At 61.4% G+C, this 13,317-nt stretch carries 12 protein-coding genes and 1 pseudogene; 10 read left to right on the forward strand and 3 right to left on the reverse strand.

Features of this window, described 5'->3' with window-relative positions:
- A pseudogene (locus FEV53_RS00005) lies at positions 1-175 on the reverse strand (IS5/IS1182 family transposase); the annotation flags it as partial.
- Positions 176-310: 135 nt separating this feature from the next.
- On the opposite strand from FEV53_RS00005, the gene FEV53_RS00010 reads away from it, so the two are divergent.
- The 5 genes from FEV53_RS00010 to hflX all read left to right on the forward strand — a co-directional run bounded on the left by FEV53_RS00010 (position 311) and on the right by hflX (position 5,449).
- The gene (locus tag FEV53_RS00010) at positions 311-739 is read left to right on the forward strand and encodes a hypothetical protein (RefSeq protein ID WP_142832761.1); all 429 of its coding nucleotides are present in this window, start codon (positions 311-313) and stop codon (positions 737-739) included.
- Positions 740-925: 186 nt separating this feature from the next.
- Positions 926-2,302, forward strand: a complete 1,377-nt coding sequence (gene trkA / locus FEV53_RS00015) for a Trk system potassium transporter TrkA (protein WP_142832762.1) — start codon at positions 926-928, stop codon at positions 2,300-2,302.
- Positions 2,302-3,807, forward strand: a complete 1,506-nt coding sequence (locus tag FEV53_RS00020; protein ID WP_142832763.1) for a potassium transporter TrkG — start codon at positions 2,302-2,304, stop codon at positions 3,805-3,807. Before trkA ends, FEV53_RS00020 begins: the two co-directional genes overlap by 1 nt.
- A 107-nt stretch (positions 3,808-3,914) precedes the next feature.
- Entirely contained in the window at positions 3,915-4,154 is a 240-nt protein-coding gene (gene hfq / locus FEV53_RS00025) for an RNA chaperone Hfq (RefSeq protein ID WP_142832764.1), read from the forward strand.
- Between the two features lie 38 nt (positions 4,155-4,192).
- The gene (gene hflX, locus FEV53_RS00030) at positions 4,193-5,449 is read left to right on the forward strand and encodes a GTPase HflX (protein WP_142832765.1); all 1,257 of its coding nucleotides are present in this window, start codon (positions 4,193-4,195) and stop codon (positions 5,447-5,449) included.
- A 77-nt stretch (positions 5,450-5,526) separates the two neighbouring features.
- Here hflX and mepK read toward each other — a convergent pair whose 3' ends face one another.
- Positions 5,527-6,093: a peptidoglycan L,D-endopeptidase MepK gene (gene mepK / locus FEV53_RS00035; RefSeq protein ID WP_142832766.1), complete on the reverse strand. Its 567-nt coding sequence runs from the start codon at positions 6,091-6,093 to the stop codon at positions 5,527-5,529.
- A gap of 389 nt (positions 6,094-6,482) precedes the next feature.
- Here mepK and FEV53_RS00040 point away from each other — a divergent pair, with 389 nt between their 5' ends.
- The 4 genes from FEV53_RS00040 to FEV53_RS00055 are packed head-to-tail and all read left to right on the forward strand — an operon-like array spanning position 6,483 to position 10,643.
- Entirely contained in the window at positions 6,483-8,018 is a 1,536-nt protein-coding gene (locus tag FEV53_RS00040; protein WP_246100687.1) for a L,D-transpeptidase family protein, read from the forward strand.
- A 31-nt stretch (positions 8,019-8,049) separates the two neighbouring features.
- On the forward strand, positions 8,050-9,141 hold the full coding sequence (lpxD, locus tag FEV53_RS00045) for a UDP-3-O-(3-hydroxymyristoyl)glucosamine N-acyltransferase (protein ID WP_142832767.1): 1,092 nt from the start codon (positions 8,050-8,052) through the stop codon (positions 9,139-9,141).
- A gap of 30 nt (positions 9,142-9,171) precedes the next feature.
- Positions 9,172-9,438: an acyl carrier protein gene (locus tag FEV53_RS00050; RefSeq protein WP_142832768.1), complete on the forward strand. Its 267-nt coding sequence runs from the start codon at positions 9,172-9,174 to the stop codon at positions 9,436-9,438.
- Positions 9,435-10,643 (forward strand): beta-ketoacyl-[acyl-carrier-protein] synthase family protein, encoded by a 1,209-nt coding sequence (locus FEV53_RS00055; protein ID WP_142832769.1) that lies wholly within the window; start codon positions 9,435-9,437, stop codon positions 10,641-10,643. The genes FEV53_RS00050 and FEV53_RS00055 overlap by 4 nt, the downstream gene beginning before the upstream one ends.
- Before the next feature lie 69 nt (positions 10,644-10,712).
- Here the strand turns inward: FEV53_RS00055 and FEV53_RS00060 are convergent, their stop codons facing one another.
- Positions 10,713-11,360 carry an invasion associated locus B family protein gene (locus FEV53_RS00060; protein WP_142832770.1) on the reverse strand — a complete coding sequence of 216 codons (648 nt, stop codon included), beginning with the start codon at positions 11,358-11,360 and terminating at the stop codon, positions 10,713-10,715.
- A gap of 362 nt (positions 11,361-11,722) precedes the next feature.
- On the opposite strand from FEV53_RS00060, the gene FEV53_RS00065 reads away from it, so the two are divergent.
- Positions 11,723-13,276: a helicase HerA-like domain-containing protein gene (locus tag FEV53_RS00065; RefSeq protein WP_142832771.1), complete on the forward strand. Its 1,554-nt coding sequence runs from the start codon at positions 11,723-11,725 to the stop codon at positions 13,274-13,276.
- Positions 13,277-13,317: the final 41 nt, after the last annotated feature.

The following is a 13,317-nucleotide window of genomic DNA, read 5'->3' on the forward strand; positions in this document are numbered from 1 at the left end:
TCGGCGTGGCAGGGCGACCGGTCTGCGACAGGAACAACCCGGCCCGTTCCCGCTCGAACACCTCCCGGTCGATCAGAGCGGCGAGCTTCACCAGTTCGTGGCGCATGTCGATCATCCCGACCCGTCGCGCGCGCAGCAGATCATCCTGCTCCGGGGAAGGCTTTCCGGGCTTCATATCGCAGCTCGAAATTGCAGGGGTCCGGCTGCAAAAATACCAAATGCTGCGCCTGAAACCTGACGGAGACACTGTGTTATATCGCAAAAACAATGGGATGGGTGTTGTTCAGGGCGAACCAATTGGAGATTAGGATTGAATATTAAACTTCTCAGTGTCGTGCTCGCTGGCGCGGCCGTTGCCGGTGCAGCTTACTTTCTGGCCCCGGAGGCGAGCTCCTCCGAAGCTGATCTGCCTGAGTGCATTGTTGCCCCGCTGGCTTATGCGAACGCCCTTGAGGCCTGTGAACCCTATAGCTGCCGGTTCAAACATCCTTTTGACGGAAAATCTCATGTCAGGTCGGTGATTGGGCGGGAGGGTGATTTGTGTCTGACGTGGCAATCCATGCCAAATGACGGCACGGAGACTTGCCGCCTTGACGATGAAACCCGTCAGGTTCTGGTCGAGGGAACGCGTTTCTCCGTGGAGATCTATGCCTTGTCAAAGGAACGCGGTGAACCTCTGGAATCGAGAACCTCGCTGAGCGATGATGGGGCCAAATATATCTTTACTATTGGAGACTAGGAGTTTGAGGCGCCGAACATGAATATCGCCTACGAAAACGGCCAGTGCGAGACGAGTGGCTACGACTAGGCGCGTCAAGCGGCTCTCGTTCCCGGAACGGATGGTGGTGCCGCGTCTTCACCGCGACTTGAACGGCGCTGCCAGCCGTGCCAGAAGCACGAGGCCCTGATCGGCAAAGAGGCGGGTATGAAGATCATTATTTGCGGCGCGGGGCAGGTAGGCTGGCAGATCGCCCGGCATTTGGCTGGCGAATTGAACGATGTCGTCGTCGTGGATACCGATGACGACCGGGTCCGGCAAGCCACCGACGCGCTCGATGTTCAGGGCATCGTCGGACATGCATCTTACCCCGATGTGCTGGACCGGGCCGGGGCGCGGGACGCGGACATGGTGATTGCGGCCACCCATTCCGATGAGGTGAACATGGTGACCTGTCAGGTGGCGCATTCGGTCTTTGCGGTGCCACGCAAGATCGCCCGCCTGCGCGCGCAATCCTACCTCGACACGATGTATTCCGATCTCTACCGGCGCGATCACATGCCCATTGATGTGCTGATCTCGCCCGAGAAAGAGGTGGCCGATGCTGCCATGCGTCGGATTTCTGTCCCGGCGGCCTTCGACCACCAGTTCTTCCTAGACGGCGAGGTTGAGTTGCTGGGACTGGCGCTGGATCCTGACTGCCCGGTTCTGCACACCCCTCTTCGCCAGTTGACCGACCTGTTCTCAACCCTCCGGGCCATCGTTGTCGGCGTTCGGCGTGGCGGGCAGCTCTGGGCGCCGGAACCGGGGGACCAGCTCTTTGAGGAAGATGAGATCTACGTCATAACACCCCGCGGCGACCGCAAGCGGGTGCTTGAGATTTTCGGAAAAACGACCCGGAGGCTCGAAAGAGCTGTGGTGATCGGCGGCGGAAATGTCGGCCTCGGGGTTGCGGAGCGGATCGAGGCGAAGCGGAATCGTGTCCGGCTGAAGATGATCGAGAAGTCCCGTGCCGTTGCCGAGCGCGCGGCCGACCGTTTGGAGCGGACCATCGTGCTGCATGGTGACGGCCTCAGCTACGATCTGCTGAGCGAAGCCAATATCCATCGCGCCGATGCCGTCCTGTGCGTCACTGATGACGACAAAACCAACATGCTGGCGGCGGTGCGGGCCAAGCAGGCGGGGTGTGCGCAGGCGATCTGCCTTGTTAATGACCCGACCCTCGAAAGCATGATGAAGCCCTTGGGAATCGACGCTTTCATCAACCCGCGGGCCACGACGGTCAGTTCGATCCTGCGTCATGTGCGTCATGGGCGCATTCGTAACGTCTACTCCATTGGCGATGCGGATGCGGAGGTGATCGAAGCTCAGGTGCTTTCGACCTCTTCGATTGCGGGACGGCTGATCCGCGACATCGACTTTCCCGAAGGTGCACTGGTGGGGGCGGTGGAAAAGCAGGGCCGCGTGGTCAAGCCTCAGGGATCGATGCGGATTGAGGAGGGCGATGTCATCGTCATCTTTGCGCTGGCGGCGGACGTGCCCGAGGTCGAGCGGCTGTTCCAGGTCTCGATCGACTTCTTCTGATGTGGGCCGCGCTCCAGAGACTGCCGTTTCCGCTGATCCTGCAGGGGATCGGCGCGGTGTCGATGTTCATTCCGGCCATCCACGCCTATCAATTGCGATATCTGTTCACCGCCCGGGCCTTTCTCTATTCCGGGCTCATCTTCAGCGTGCTCTTTGTCATGCTGGCCATCGCGCTCAGCAGCCGCGACCGACCGGCACGGGTGCGCGGACAGCTCCTCGGGCTGACGGGTGCGCTGGTCTTGTTGCCCCTCATGCTGGCCGTGCCATTTCGCGAGGCGTTGCGGGATACCTCCCTGACCCACGCGTGGTTCGAGATGATCTCGTGCCTCACCACCACAGGCGGATCTGTCTACGGAATCCGTCTGCTGCCTCCGACACTGGACCTCTGGCGGGCCATGGTGGCGTGGATGGGTGGGCTGCTCTTCTGGGTGTCGGCCCTCGCCATTCTGGCACCGTTGAATCTCGGGGGATTCGAGGTCATTTCGACGGATGTAACGGCAGCTGGCCGCCAGGCCCTGCGCGAGCGCCGCTCGGGCGAAGCCGGCGAACGCCTTTGGCGCTACACCCAAAGTCTGGCGCCGATCTATGTCGGTCTCACGCTTGTGCTATGGTTCATTCTCTCTTTTGCGGGTCATGCGGGCACGACCGGAGCCATCCTCGCCATGTCCACAATGTCCACCTCCGGAATTGTTCCGGGAACGCTTGATGACCTCGGGCTGGCCTCGGAGATGGTTATCTTTGTGTTCCTCTTCTTTGCAGTGTCACGTCTCACCTTTCGCCGGGATTATGTGACTCGCGAACGGGGCGATATCCTGAGAGACCCCGAAATACGCCTTGCGCTGGTGCTGCTTGTGACGGTGCCGGGCCTGTTGTTCCTGCGTCACTTTGTGGCCTCCATCGAGGCCGAAGAAACCGCGACCGTGGCCGAGGCCCTCAGAGCGCTTTGGGGCGCCGTGTTTACGACGCTCAGCTTTCTCACCACGACCGGTTTTGTCAGCGCGTCTCTGGAAGAGGCCCGGACGTGGTCAAATCTCGATTCGGCGGGCCTGATCCTCGTGGGTCTGAGCCTCTTCGGGGGCGGGGTCGCGACCACCGCCGGAGGGGTGAAACTGCTCCGGATCTATGCCCTCTACACCCACGGTGTGCGCGAGATGGAGCTCCTTGTTCATCCTAACTCGGTCGGGGCTGCGGGCTCGTCCGGGCGTCGGCTTCGGCGCCAAGGGGCGTTTGTGGCGTGGATTTTCTTCATGCTCTTTGCGATCACCATCGCCGCCTGCACAGCGGCCTTGTCCCTGGCCGGCGTGGATTTCGAATCAGCGATCGTGCTGTCGATCGCAGCGCTCTCCAATACCGGACCGCTGGCAACCGATGCAGCGGCGCAACCGATCCCCTACAGCGGTCTGACGCCCTTAGCCCGCGCCATCCTCGCAATGACGATGGTTCTTGGCAGACTGGAGCTGCTCGCAATCATCGCACTTTTCACCCGAAACGTGTGGCGCAGCTGATAAAATTGAAGCTGGTATATCTCCCCAAGGGATGCATACTCGGGCGCACAATATCGGGTGCCAACTATGGTGCCTCAAAGAACTAATAACGACAGGGACCCTTCGGAATGGCCGGTGACAAACAGAATCTGCAGGAAACCTTCCTGAACCACGTCCGCAAAACCAAGGTGCCGGTGACGATATTCTTGATCAATGGTGTCAAGTTGCAGGGCGTGATCACCTGGTTCGATAATTTCTGCGTGTTGCTGCGCCGGGATGGACAGTCGCAGCTGGTGTTCAAGGGCGCCATCTCGACGATTATGCCGTCGCAACCAATCCAGTTGTACGAAGGCGATACCGCCCCCTGATTTGCAGCCTCTCACGCGCTGGATGGAATTGAGTAAACATGACGACACGCGCGTGGGTTCTGCACCCCGATATTCAGACGAACCGGGATCGTAAGGACCCTCAACCCGCCCTTGAGGAAGCCATGGCGCTAGCCCATGCCTTGCCCGGTCTGGAAGTTGTTGGGGGCGAAGTGGTTCGCCTGCCCAAAGCGCATCCGGGCCAGCTTTTTGGCAGTGGAAAACTCGAAGAGCTGCGGCAGCGGCTCACGGATCAGGAGATCGGTCTGGTCCTGATCGATGGCCCTGTCTCCCCCGTGCAACAGAGAAATCTCGAAAAGGCCTGGAAGACCAAGCTTTTGGATCGGACTGGGCTGATCCTAGAGATTTTCTCAGACCGCGCCCGGACCCGGGAAGGCGTTTTGCAGGTCGAAATGGCGGCGCTGAGCTACCAGCGTACCCGGCTGGTTCGCGCCTGGACCCACCTGGAGCGGCAGAGGGGGGGCTTGGGCTTTGTCGGGGGACCAGGCGAGACCCAGATCGAGGCGGACCGCCGCGCAATTGACGAGCAACTCACGCGGCTGCGGCGTCAGTTGGCCAAAGTGGTGAAGACCCGAGAGCTGCATCGGGCGGCCCGCGCCAAAGTGCCGTTTCCGATCATTGCGCTCGTCGGATACACGAATGCCGGAAAATCAACCCTGTTCAATCGTTTGACTGGTGCAGATGTTATGGCGAAAGACATGCTCTTTGCCACGCTGGACCCCACCATGCGTGCGGTGGATCTGCCCTCGGGGCGCAGGGTCATTCTCTCTGACACGGTGGGCTTCATCTCGTCACTGCCGACGCAGCTCGTCGCGGCGTTCCGGGCCACGCTCGAAGAGGTTCTCGCCGCCGATCTGATCCTCCATGTCCGCGACATCAGCCATGACGAGACCGAAGCGCAGGACGCGGACGTGCGGCGCATTCTGTCTGATCTTGGGGTCGACGAGAACACGCGGGTAATCGAAGTCTGGAACAAGGTCGATCTGCTTGCAGAGGAGGAACAACTGGCCCTCATCCGTCAAGCTGAACGTCGGGAAGACGTAGTCGTTGTCTCAGCGCTCACGGGGCTGGGGGTCGAAGCGCTTTTGGCGGAGGCCGAGCACACGCTGGATGAGGTGCGGATGCGTAAGGAGCTGATCCTGTCTTTCTCGTCAGGGAAGCAACGCGCCTGGCTCTATGATCAGGGTGTCGTGGAAGCGGAACAGCAGACCGACGACGGCTTTGTCGTCACGGTAAACTGGACGCAAGGGCAGGCCCGTCAGTTTCACGAGCTTTGACGCTTTGCTCCAAAAAGCTCCCAGAGAAACAAAAAAGGGGCGCAACGCGCCCCCTGTGTATCACCGAAAGTCTAGCCTTAGCTTCCCCAGGACCGGACCGGGCCACAGTCCATATGAACGAATTTCGACCGCGTGTAGCGCCCGACGCCACCGGCACGGCACGATGATGCCGCACTGAAGATCTGTGCTACTGACCGCGATTTCATAGTCAGGTCGGCAGCTTCGCCCCGAAGGTGCCTGGAGTTCTTGGCCACACCAGATGACCGGCGGCGGAGCATGGCGTTGGTTTGCGGCGAGCGATAGCCAGAGACCAGCATATAAGGTTCGGACGTGTTCAGCAGATTATGGGCGGCCGACATAATGTCGATGGTCCGCGTGTCGATCTGCTTCGTCTGACCGTTCCGCCAGTCGCGCATGAAGTAGTTGATCTCGTTCAGCGCATCTTTGATGTAGTTCCCCTCGACCCAGTAGATCGTGTCGATGCTCTCGCCGGTTCGACCAGAATACATACGGAGCCTTCGAATATCTCCAGCGCCCCGAAGGAACCCAAACGCATGTGAATACGTTGGTGCTGCAGTGAGGGTCGTGGCTGCGAATACCCCGAGAAGATGGCGCCGGCTAAGTCCGGCTGTCTCTTTAATCATAGTTCAGCCCCGTGTCTTGACCTGTATGGGTTAGGCGGCGTTGTTGCGCCGCTTCGTGTGGTTCAGATCTAACGCTTTATGTCACGCAGCCGGCAAGAGAGAAAGATCAAACCGACGAGGGTTACCAGACACCCCAAATCAGGCAAAATTTTGCCCAGATCATGAAATTCCTTGGTTGGGATGAAATTTTTTTCTCGGGTGAAGCGCCGATGCATCATTGGTGCGGGGCCTTGTGGCGGTTGGAAGATCGTGTTGTCTTGAGCAGAAAGCGCAACAAGATCAGGGCGAAATTGCACGTGTTTGTTACTTTGGCCAGAATGCGCCGCATCGGACTGTGTGCCTTGCTCACATGTATTTTACCATCGCCCTCTGTCACCGCAGAGGGTATTGTGACGGCGGGCATTCATCTGGCGCGTGTGGCGGGGGGTGATGAGACGATCGGTGCGTTCTATACCGATGGGCAGGACGACCTGTTTTGGCTCGGGCATTCGGACCCGCAGCGGGCCCGGTTGTCGACGTTTCTGGCGGTGGCTGATTCGGCAGATCTGCATGGCCTGCCGCCTGATCGCTATGGATCGCAGGCGCTTCGGGAACTCCTTGCGGGTGCGCGCACGCAGAGCGATTTGATGCGGCTTGATGTCGAAATCACCCGTCGATTTGTCGAATTTGCCGATGCGCTGCGGTTCGGCGTTCTGGAGCCGGGACGAGTGGTGCCGGCAATCAAGCGCCAACCCGGAGCGCACGATCCCGCGACTTTGGTCAGGCTTGCGAAAAGCTCTGATCTGTCCCGCATCCTGTCCGCGCTGGTGCCGCCGGGGCCGGAGTATGGCCGACTTGTCTCCGAGCGTCAGAGGCTTTTGACCTTGATTTTGGAGGGCGGGTGGGGACCCGAGATCCGCGCCGGACGACTTGAGCTGGGCGATCAAGGAAGTGCGGTCGTCGCCCTGCGCAACAGGCTGGTGTTGATGAATTATCTCGACCCACGCTCAGAGACGGTCTTCGATGACGTGATAACCGAAGCCGTGCGGCGGTTTCAGGCTGACCACGGTTTGCATTCCGACGGAATTGCCGGACCCGCGACCATTGCGGCTTTGAACGTCAGTGCGCGCGACCGACTGCGCGCGGTTCTGGTGGCGATGGAGCGCGAGCGATGGGGGCCTGGCGAGCGCGGGCGTCGCCATGTCCTTGTCAATCTGACGGATTTCCATGCCCGGCTGATCGATGCGGGGGAAGAAGTCTTTCGCACTCGTAGCGTGATCGGCAAGGCCGTCCCGGACCGTGAAACCCCGGAGTTTTCCGACGTGATGACCCATATGGTCATAAATCCAAGTTGGAACGTCCCCCGGTCAATTGTAGTAAAGGAATACCTGCCCCGGCTGCGGAAAAACCCAGGCGCTGTGAGCCATCTTCAGATCATCGATCATCGCGGACGGGTGGTGAGCCGGGGGCGAAGCTTCAGCAAATACAGTGCGCGGAGTTTTCCTTACTCCATGCGACAACCGCCGGGACCGAGAAACGCCCTTGGGTCGGTGAAGTTCATGTTTCCGAATCCCTACAACATCTACCTGCACGATACGCCGTCCCAGAGCCTGTTTTCGCAGCCGGTGCGCGCGTTCAGCCATGGCTGTGTGCGCCTCGATGATCCGGCGGAGTTCGCCGAAGCGCTGCTGGCCGAGCAGTCGGATGACCCGCGCGGGCTGTTTGAGGGGATCCGGGCGACAGGGCAGGAGCGGACGGTGATGCTGGAAGAGCCGGTGCCGGTGCATCTGATCTACCGGACGGCGATCCCGAAGCCCGGCGGAGGGATGGAATACCGCGCCGATATCTACGGGCGCGACGCGCGGATCTGGCGGGCGCTGGAGGCCGAGGGTCTGACGGTGCCGGACGTTGAGGAACGGGTGGCATCCGTGGCCGCTGGCGGGTAAGTTCCCGCCACGTTCAAACATCGGAGATCCCATGCGGTATACGATCAGCGCCCTTGCCAAAGCTCTTTCCGCGCGGCTCGAAGGCGATGGCAGCCTCGAAATCACCGGCGCTGCAGAGCCCGCAGGGGCGGGGCCGGAGGATCTCGCGCTGGCGATGCAGCCGGCCTATGCCGAGGGCCTGACGCAAGGGCAGGCGCGGGTTGCGATTCTCTGGGAAGGCGCGGACTGGCGTGCGCTGGGGCTGGAAGCGGCGCTGTTTGTGGCGCGGCCCCGGTTTGCGATGGCCCATCTGACGGCCCGGCTTGATGCTGGACCGGAGATTGAGCCTGGTGTCCACTCGACCGCGATCATCCACCCGTCGGCGGAGATTGGCGATGGCGCAGCCATCGGTCCGTTCGTGGTAATCGGCCGTGGCGTGCGGATTGGCCAGAATGCCCGGATCGCTTCCCATTGCAGTATTGCTGAGGAGGCGCGGATCGGCGACGATGTGTTGCTTCATTCCGGGGCGCGGATCGGGGCGCGGGTGGTCATCGGGGATCGGTTCATCGGGCAGCCCGGCTGTGTGATCGGTGCCGATGGCTTGTCCTTTGTGACGCCGGAGAAGTCGGGTGTCGAGAAAGCGCGCGAGAGCCTTGGCGATCAGGGGGAGATCGTGGCGCAAAGCTGGACCCGGATTCATTCGCTCGGCTCGGTGCGCATCGGGGATGATGTGGAACTTGGGGCGAGTACCTGTGTCGACCGTGGCACCATCCGTGACACTGTGGTCGGGCGCGGTTGCAAGATCGACAATCTCTGTCACATCGCGCATAACGTGGTGATGGGCGAGGATTGCCTGTGCGCCGCCCAAACCGGGATCGCGGGGTCTACCCGACTCGGGGATCGTGTGATCTGTGGCGGCCAGACGGGGATCGCGGATAACCTGACTGTCGGGTCTGATGTGATCTTTGGTGGCGGCACGAAAGTTCTGTCGAAGGTTCCTGCAGGGCAGGTGATGCTGGGGTACCCGGCGGTCAAGATGGCTACCCACGTGGATATGTACAAAGCGATGCGCCGTCTGCCGCGGGTGATGAACCGCCTGTTTGCTGCTGAAAAAGCGGTTCCCAAGAGCGACGGTGATGATTAAGTGACCGTCCAGACGTAAAGGGGCGCCATGATGGCTGATACTGTGCATGACAAGGTGGTGCAGATCCTGGCCGAGCAGGCGATGCTCGAGCCCGGGGACGTGACCATGGATCAGAGCCTTGAGGATCTGGGGATAGACTCGCTCGGGCTGGTGGAATCGATTTTCGCCATTGAGGAAGAGTTCGACATTCAGGTCCCGTTCAATGCAAACGAGCCCGACAAAAGTGACTTCGACATCTCCTCGGTCGCGGCCATCATCGGCGCGGTGCAGGGGCTGGTGACGGCTCAGAAGGGATGAGGCGGGTTGTCATCACCGGCGCAGGCACGGTGAACGCACTGGGCGGCGATGTGGCTGAGACCTGGGCGGCCATGGCGGAAGGGCGCTGTGGCATCGGGCCGCTGGATATCCGCGACGTGGATCGGCTGTCGGTCAAGATCGGCGCGCAGGTTCGTGGATATGATGAAACTGCACATTTCAACCGTCAGCAGATCGCCCTGTATGATCGCTTTACCCAGTTCGCACTGCTGGCCGCAGAGCAGGCGGTATCGCAAGCGGGTATAACCTTCTCGGGCGAACTGGCGCAGCGTTCGGGCGTGGTGATGGGCACGTCCGGAGGGGGGCTTCAGACCCAGGACGATAATTATCGGGCCGTGTACGAAGAGGGAAAGAACCGGGTTCACCCCTTTGTCGTGCCAAAGCTGATGAACAACGCGGCCGCCAGCCACATCTCCATGCAGTACAATTTGCAGGGCCCGTCCTTTACTGTTGCCACGGCATGTGCGTCGTCAAACCATGCGATGGGGCAGGCGTTTCAGATGATCCGGTCCGGCCTCGCCGACGTGATGCTCACCGGCGGCTCGGAATCAATGCTGTGCTTTGGTGGCGTGAAGGCCTGGGAAGGTCTCAGGGTCATGTCCCGCGACGCCTGCCGTCCGTTTTCCGCGAACCGTAACGGCATGGTGCAGGGCGAGGGCGCGGGCATGTTCGTGTTCGAGGAATACGAGCGTGCCAAGGCGCGGGGGGCCGAGATCCTCGCCGAAGTGGCGGGCTTTGCCATGTCATCTGATGCGGCGGACATCGTCATGCCCTCCAAGAAAGGCGCAGCGCGGGCTATTGCTGGCGCGTTACGCGATGCGCGTCTCGATCCTTCTGAGATCGGGTATGTGAACGCCCACGGCACGGGCACGGCTGCGAATGACAAGACTGAATGCGCGGCGGTGGCCGACGTGTTCGGGCATCACGCCAATGATCTGATGATCTCTTCGACCAAGTCGATGCACGGTCACTTGATCGGTGGCACCGGCGCGGTGGAGCTTCTCGCCTGCATCATGGCGTTGCGGGATGGGGTGATCGCGCCGACGATCAACTATGAAGAGCCCGATCCCGAATGTGCGCTGGATGTGGTGCCCAATGAGGCGCGCGAGGCAAAGGTTGGTGTTGTGCTCTCGAACGCGTTTGCCTTTGGTGGGCTGAACGCCGTGCTGGCCCTGAGCGCGATCTGAAACGACTGGGCTCTCGACGCAAAAAGGCCGGGCGAGATGCCCGGCCTTTTTCTTTAACGAAGGCCGTCTTTACTGGGCCGCGTTGGCGTCGGCGGTCGCATCGAACCCGGCGGTAAAGCCGGACAGGCCGATTTTCAGCGTGATCTGCCGATCAGGAGCTGCGGCGGGCACGATGACCATCTGACCGGACGCACCGCGCTTGAGCTGGGCGATCTCGTCTCCCGTCAGGCCGATGCGCGAAAAGCAGCCCTGAGGGGCGCAGAACTCGAAGGGGTAGCGCTTGGCCGCGCCGCCATCGACGGAGAGGACCACCGACCGGGTCAGCAAGGTTTCCAGCGGCGTGATGATCGTGGCGCCGGCGGCGGCCTGAGAACCGGCGGGCAGCGGCAGGATTGTCATTTCCGCCACCGGGTTATTCTGTTCGTCAGCTAGGAGCTGGTAGAGCTGGCAGCGCGGCGCACCTTCGGGGGCGTCGTCCACGCAGCGCTGCTCCCAATCGCCGAATTCGGTTACGGTGAGACCGGGACGCTCGGGCGATTGCGGGCCGTCTACGGGCTCTCCCATGTTCAGCGGCGGCGTGGCAACATCGCCCGCAGGGGCTGCGGTCTCGGCGGCGTTTTCAGCAGGCGCGTCGGCATTGCCCGCGTCCTGGGCGATGGCAGGACCCGCCATAGCGATCACGGCGGCGAGGGAAAGCGACTTGAGCAGGTCGGACATAAAATGATCCATATGGTTGTTCTGAACGTCTTCGGGATCCGATTAGCAGGTCGTCAGACCCATGTCAGTCCCGCAAATATTCACTGGCAGGTGATCGCGCGTGGCGCAGGGCGGATGAGCGACGTTACCCAAAAAGAAATGGCCCCACATCCGCGAGGCCATCCCATTTCTCTCCCTGGCGGACTGTACCGCTTATAATTATGCCGTGACGCTAGGTTCTAATATGGCTCCCGTCAACAGCCAAAATCGTCAATTTCTTCGATTTGAGAACTTCGGTTTATGGCCTCTCCGTGCGGAGACTGCGGGCTGGAATGCTCAGGCGGAACCGGTATGGTCACGGCAAAGAACATCAGGGGGACCCCATGGAAGATATCTTCGTCGGCGGCGGTGGGCCGGAGTATGGTGATGCGCAGGAATTGCTGCTGAAAGCGGCCAACCGGCATGGGCTGATCGCCGGGGCGACGGGGACAGGCAAGACGGTGACACTCCAGATCCTGTCCGAGAGCTTCTCGGCGCAGGGCGTTCCCGTGTTTCTGGCCGACGTAAAGGGAGACCTGTCGGGCCTCGCGCGCGCGGGCAGCCCGGACTTCAAGCTCCACGGCGCGTTTACCTCCCGCGCGGAGAAAATCGGGTTCGCGGATCGGTACGGCTACGACGCCTTCCCGGTCACCTTCTGGGATCTGTTCGGAGAACAGGGTCATCCGGTGCGCACGACGCTGACCGAGATGGGGCCGCTGCTGCTGTCGCGTCTGCTGGGGCTGACGGACGCGCAGGAGGGGGTCCTGAACATCGCGTTTCGCGTGGCCGACGAGCAGGGGATGCCGCTCCTGGATCTGAAGGATCTGCAAGCGTTGCTGGTCTGGATCGGTGAAAATGCCGACGCGCTGTCGCTGCGCTATGGCAATGTTTCGACCCGCTCCGTGGGCGCGATTCAGCGTGACCTGCTGGTGCTGGAGAATGAGGGCGGGCAAAAGCTCTTTGGTGAACCGGCGCTGGAGCTGACGGATATCATGCGCGTGGACCCGGACGGTCGGGGGCGGATCAATATCCTTGATGCCGGGACATTGATGTCGTCGCCCAAGCTCTACGCCACTTTTCTGTTGTGGCTCTTGTCCGAGTTGTTCGAGGAACTGCCGGAGGTCGGTGATCCGGACAAGCCGCGGCTGATCTTCTTCTTCGACGAGGCGCATCTGTTGTTTGAGGACGCGCCGAAAGCGCTGGTGAACAAGGTCGAGCAGGTCGCCCGGCTGATCAGGTCGAAGGGGGTCGGAGTGTATTTCGTCACCCAAAACCCTGACGATATCCCAGAGGATATTCTGGGTCAGTTGGGCAACCGTGTGCAGCACGCGCTCCGGGCGTTTACCGCGCGCGATCAGAAGGCCTTGTCCCGCGCGGCCGAGACCTATCGGCCGAACCCGCGGTTCGACACCGAAGATGCGATCCGGGACGTGGGCACCGGCGAGGCGGTGACATCCTTTCTGGGGCCCAAAGGCGCGCCCGGGATTGTCGAGCGCACGTTGATCCGGCCGCCCTCTTCGCAATTGGGTCCAATTACGGAATCGGAACGCCGTGCTGTGATACAAGCCTCTCCGATTGCCGGGAAATACGAGGCCGTGGTGGACCGTGAGAGCGCCTTTGAAGTCCTGAAACGACGGGCCGATACGGCAGCCCGCGAGGCCGAGGAGGCGGAGCGTCGCGAGGCAGAGGCCGAGGCGGCAGAAGCAGAGCGGCGCCGGTCGCGGCGATACGATGCGCCGCAGGTGGGACGGTCCAGCTCCCGCGGGTCCTCCAGTCGCTCGCGGGAGAATGAGAGCCTCGCCGGGGCCGTGACCGAGATGCTGGTGAAGGAGCTGAAAGGCAGCACCGGGCGGCGGATCGTGCGCGGCGTGCTCGGGGGGCTCTTCAAGGGCCGGTGACGCGCGCTTTGGCTGGCGTCTGTCTCGGGTATTTTCAGACA

This window comes from Palleronia caenipelagi, assembly GCF_007004065.1.
In the GTDB taxonomy this organism is placed as follows: domain Bacteria; phylum Pseudomonadota; class Alphaproteobacteria; order Rhodobacterales; family Rhodobacteraceae; genus Palleronia; species Palleronia caenipelagi.

Excerpts from the sequence above, each read along its gene's own strand:
- trkA (WP_142832762.1), top strand. The coding sequence starts at position 926 with ATGAAGATCATTATTTGCGGCGCGGGGCAGGTAGGCTGGCAGATCGCC.
- FEV53_RS00020 (WP_142832763.1), top strand. The coding sequence starts at position 2,302 with ATGTGGGCCGCGCTCCAGAGACTGCCGTTTCCGCTGATCCTGCAGGGG.
- hfq (WP_142832764.1), top strand. The coding sequence starts at position 3,915 with ATGGCCGGTGACAAACAGAATCTGCAGGAAACCTTCCTGAACCACGTC.
- hflX (WP_142832765.1), top strand. The coding sequence starts at position 4,193 with ATGACGACACGCGCGTGGGTTCTGCACCCCGATATTCAGACGAACCGG.
- mepK (WP_142832766.1), bottom strand. The coding sequence starts at position 6,093 with ATGATTAAAGAGACAGCCGGACTTAGCCGGCGCCATCTTCTCGGGGTA.
- lpxD (WP_142832767.1), top strand. The coding sequence starts at position 8,050 with ATGCGGTATACGATCAGCGCCCTTGCCAAAGCTCTTTCCGCGCGGCTC.
- FEV53_RS00050 (WP_142832768.1), top strand. The coding sequence starts at position 9,172 with ATGGCTGATACTGTGCATGACAAGGTGGTGCAGATCCTGGCCGAGCAG.
- FEV53_RS00055 (WP_142832769.1), top strand. The coding sequence starts at position 9,435 with ATGAGGCGGGTTGTCATCACCGGCGCAGGCACGGTGAACGCACTGGGC.
- FEV53_RS00060 (WP_142832770.1), bottom strand. The coding sequence starts at position 11,360 with ATGTCCGACCTGCTCAAGTCGCTTTCCCTCGCCGCCGTGATCGCTATG.
- FEV53_RS00065 (WP_142832771.1), top strand. The coding sequence starts at position 11,723 with ATGGAAGATATCTTCGTCGGCGGCGGTGGGCCGGAGTATGGTGATGCG.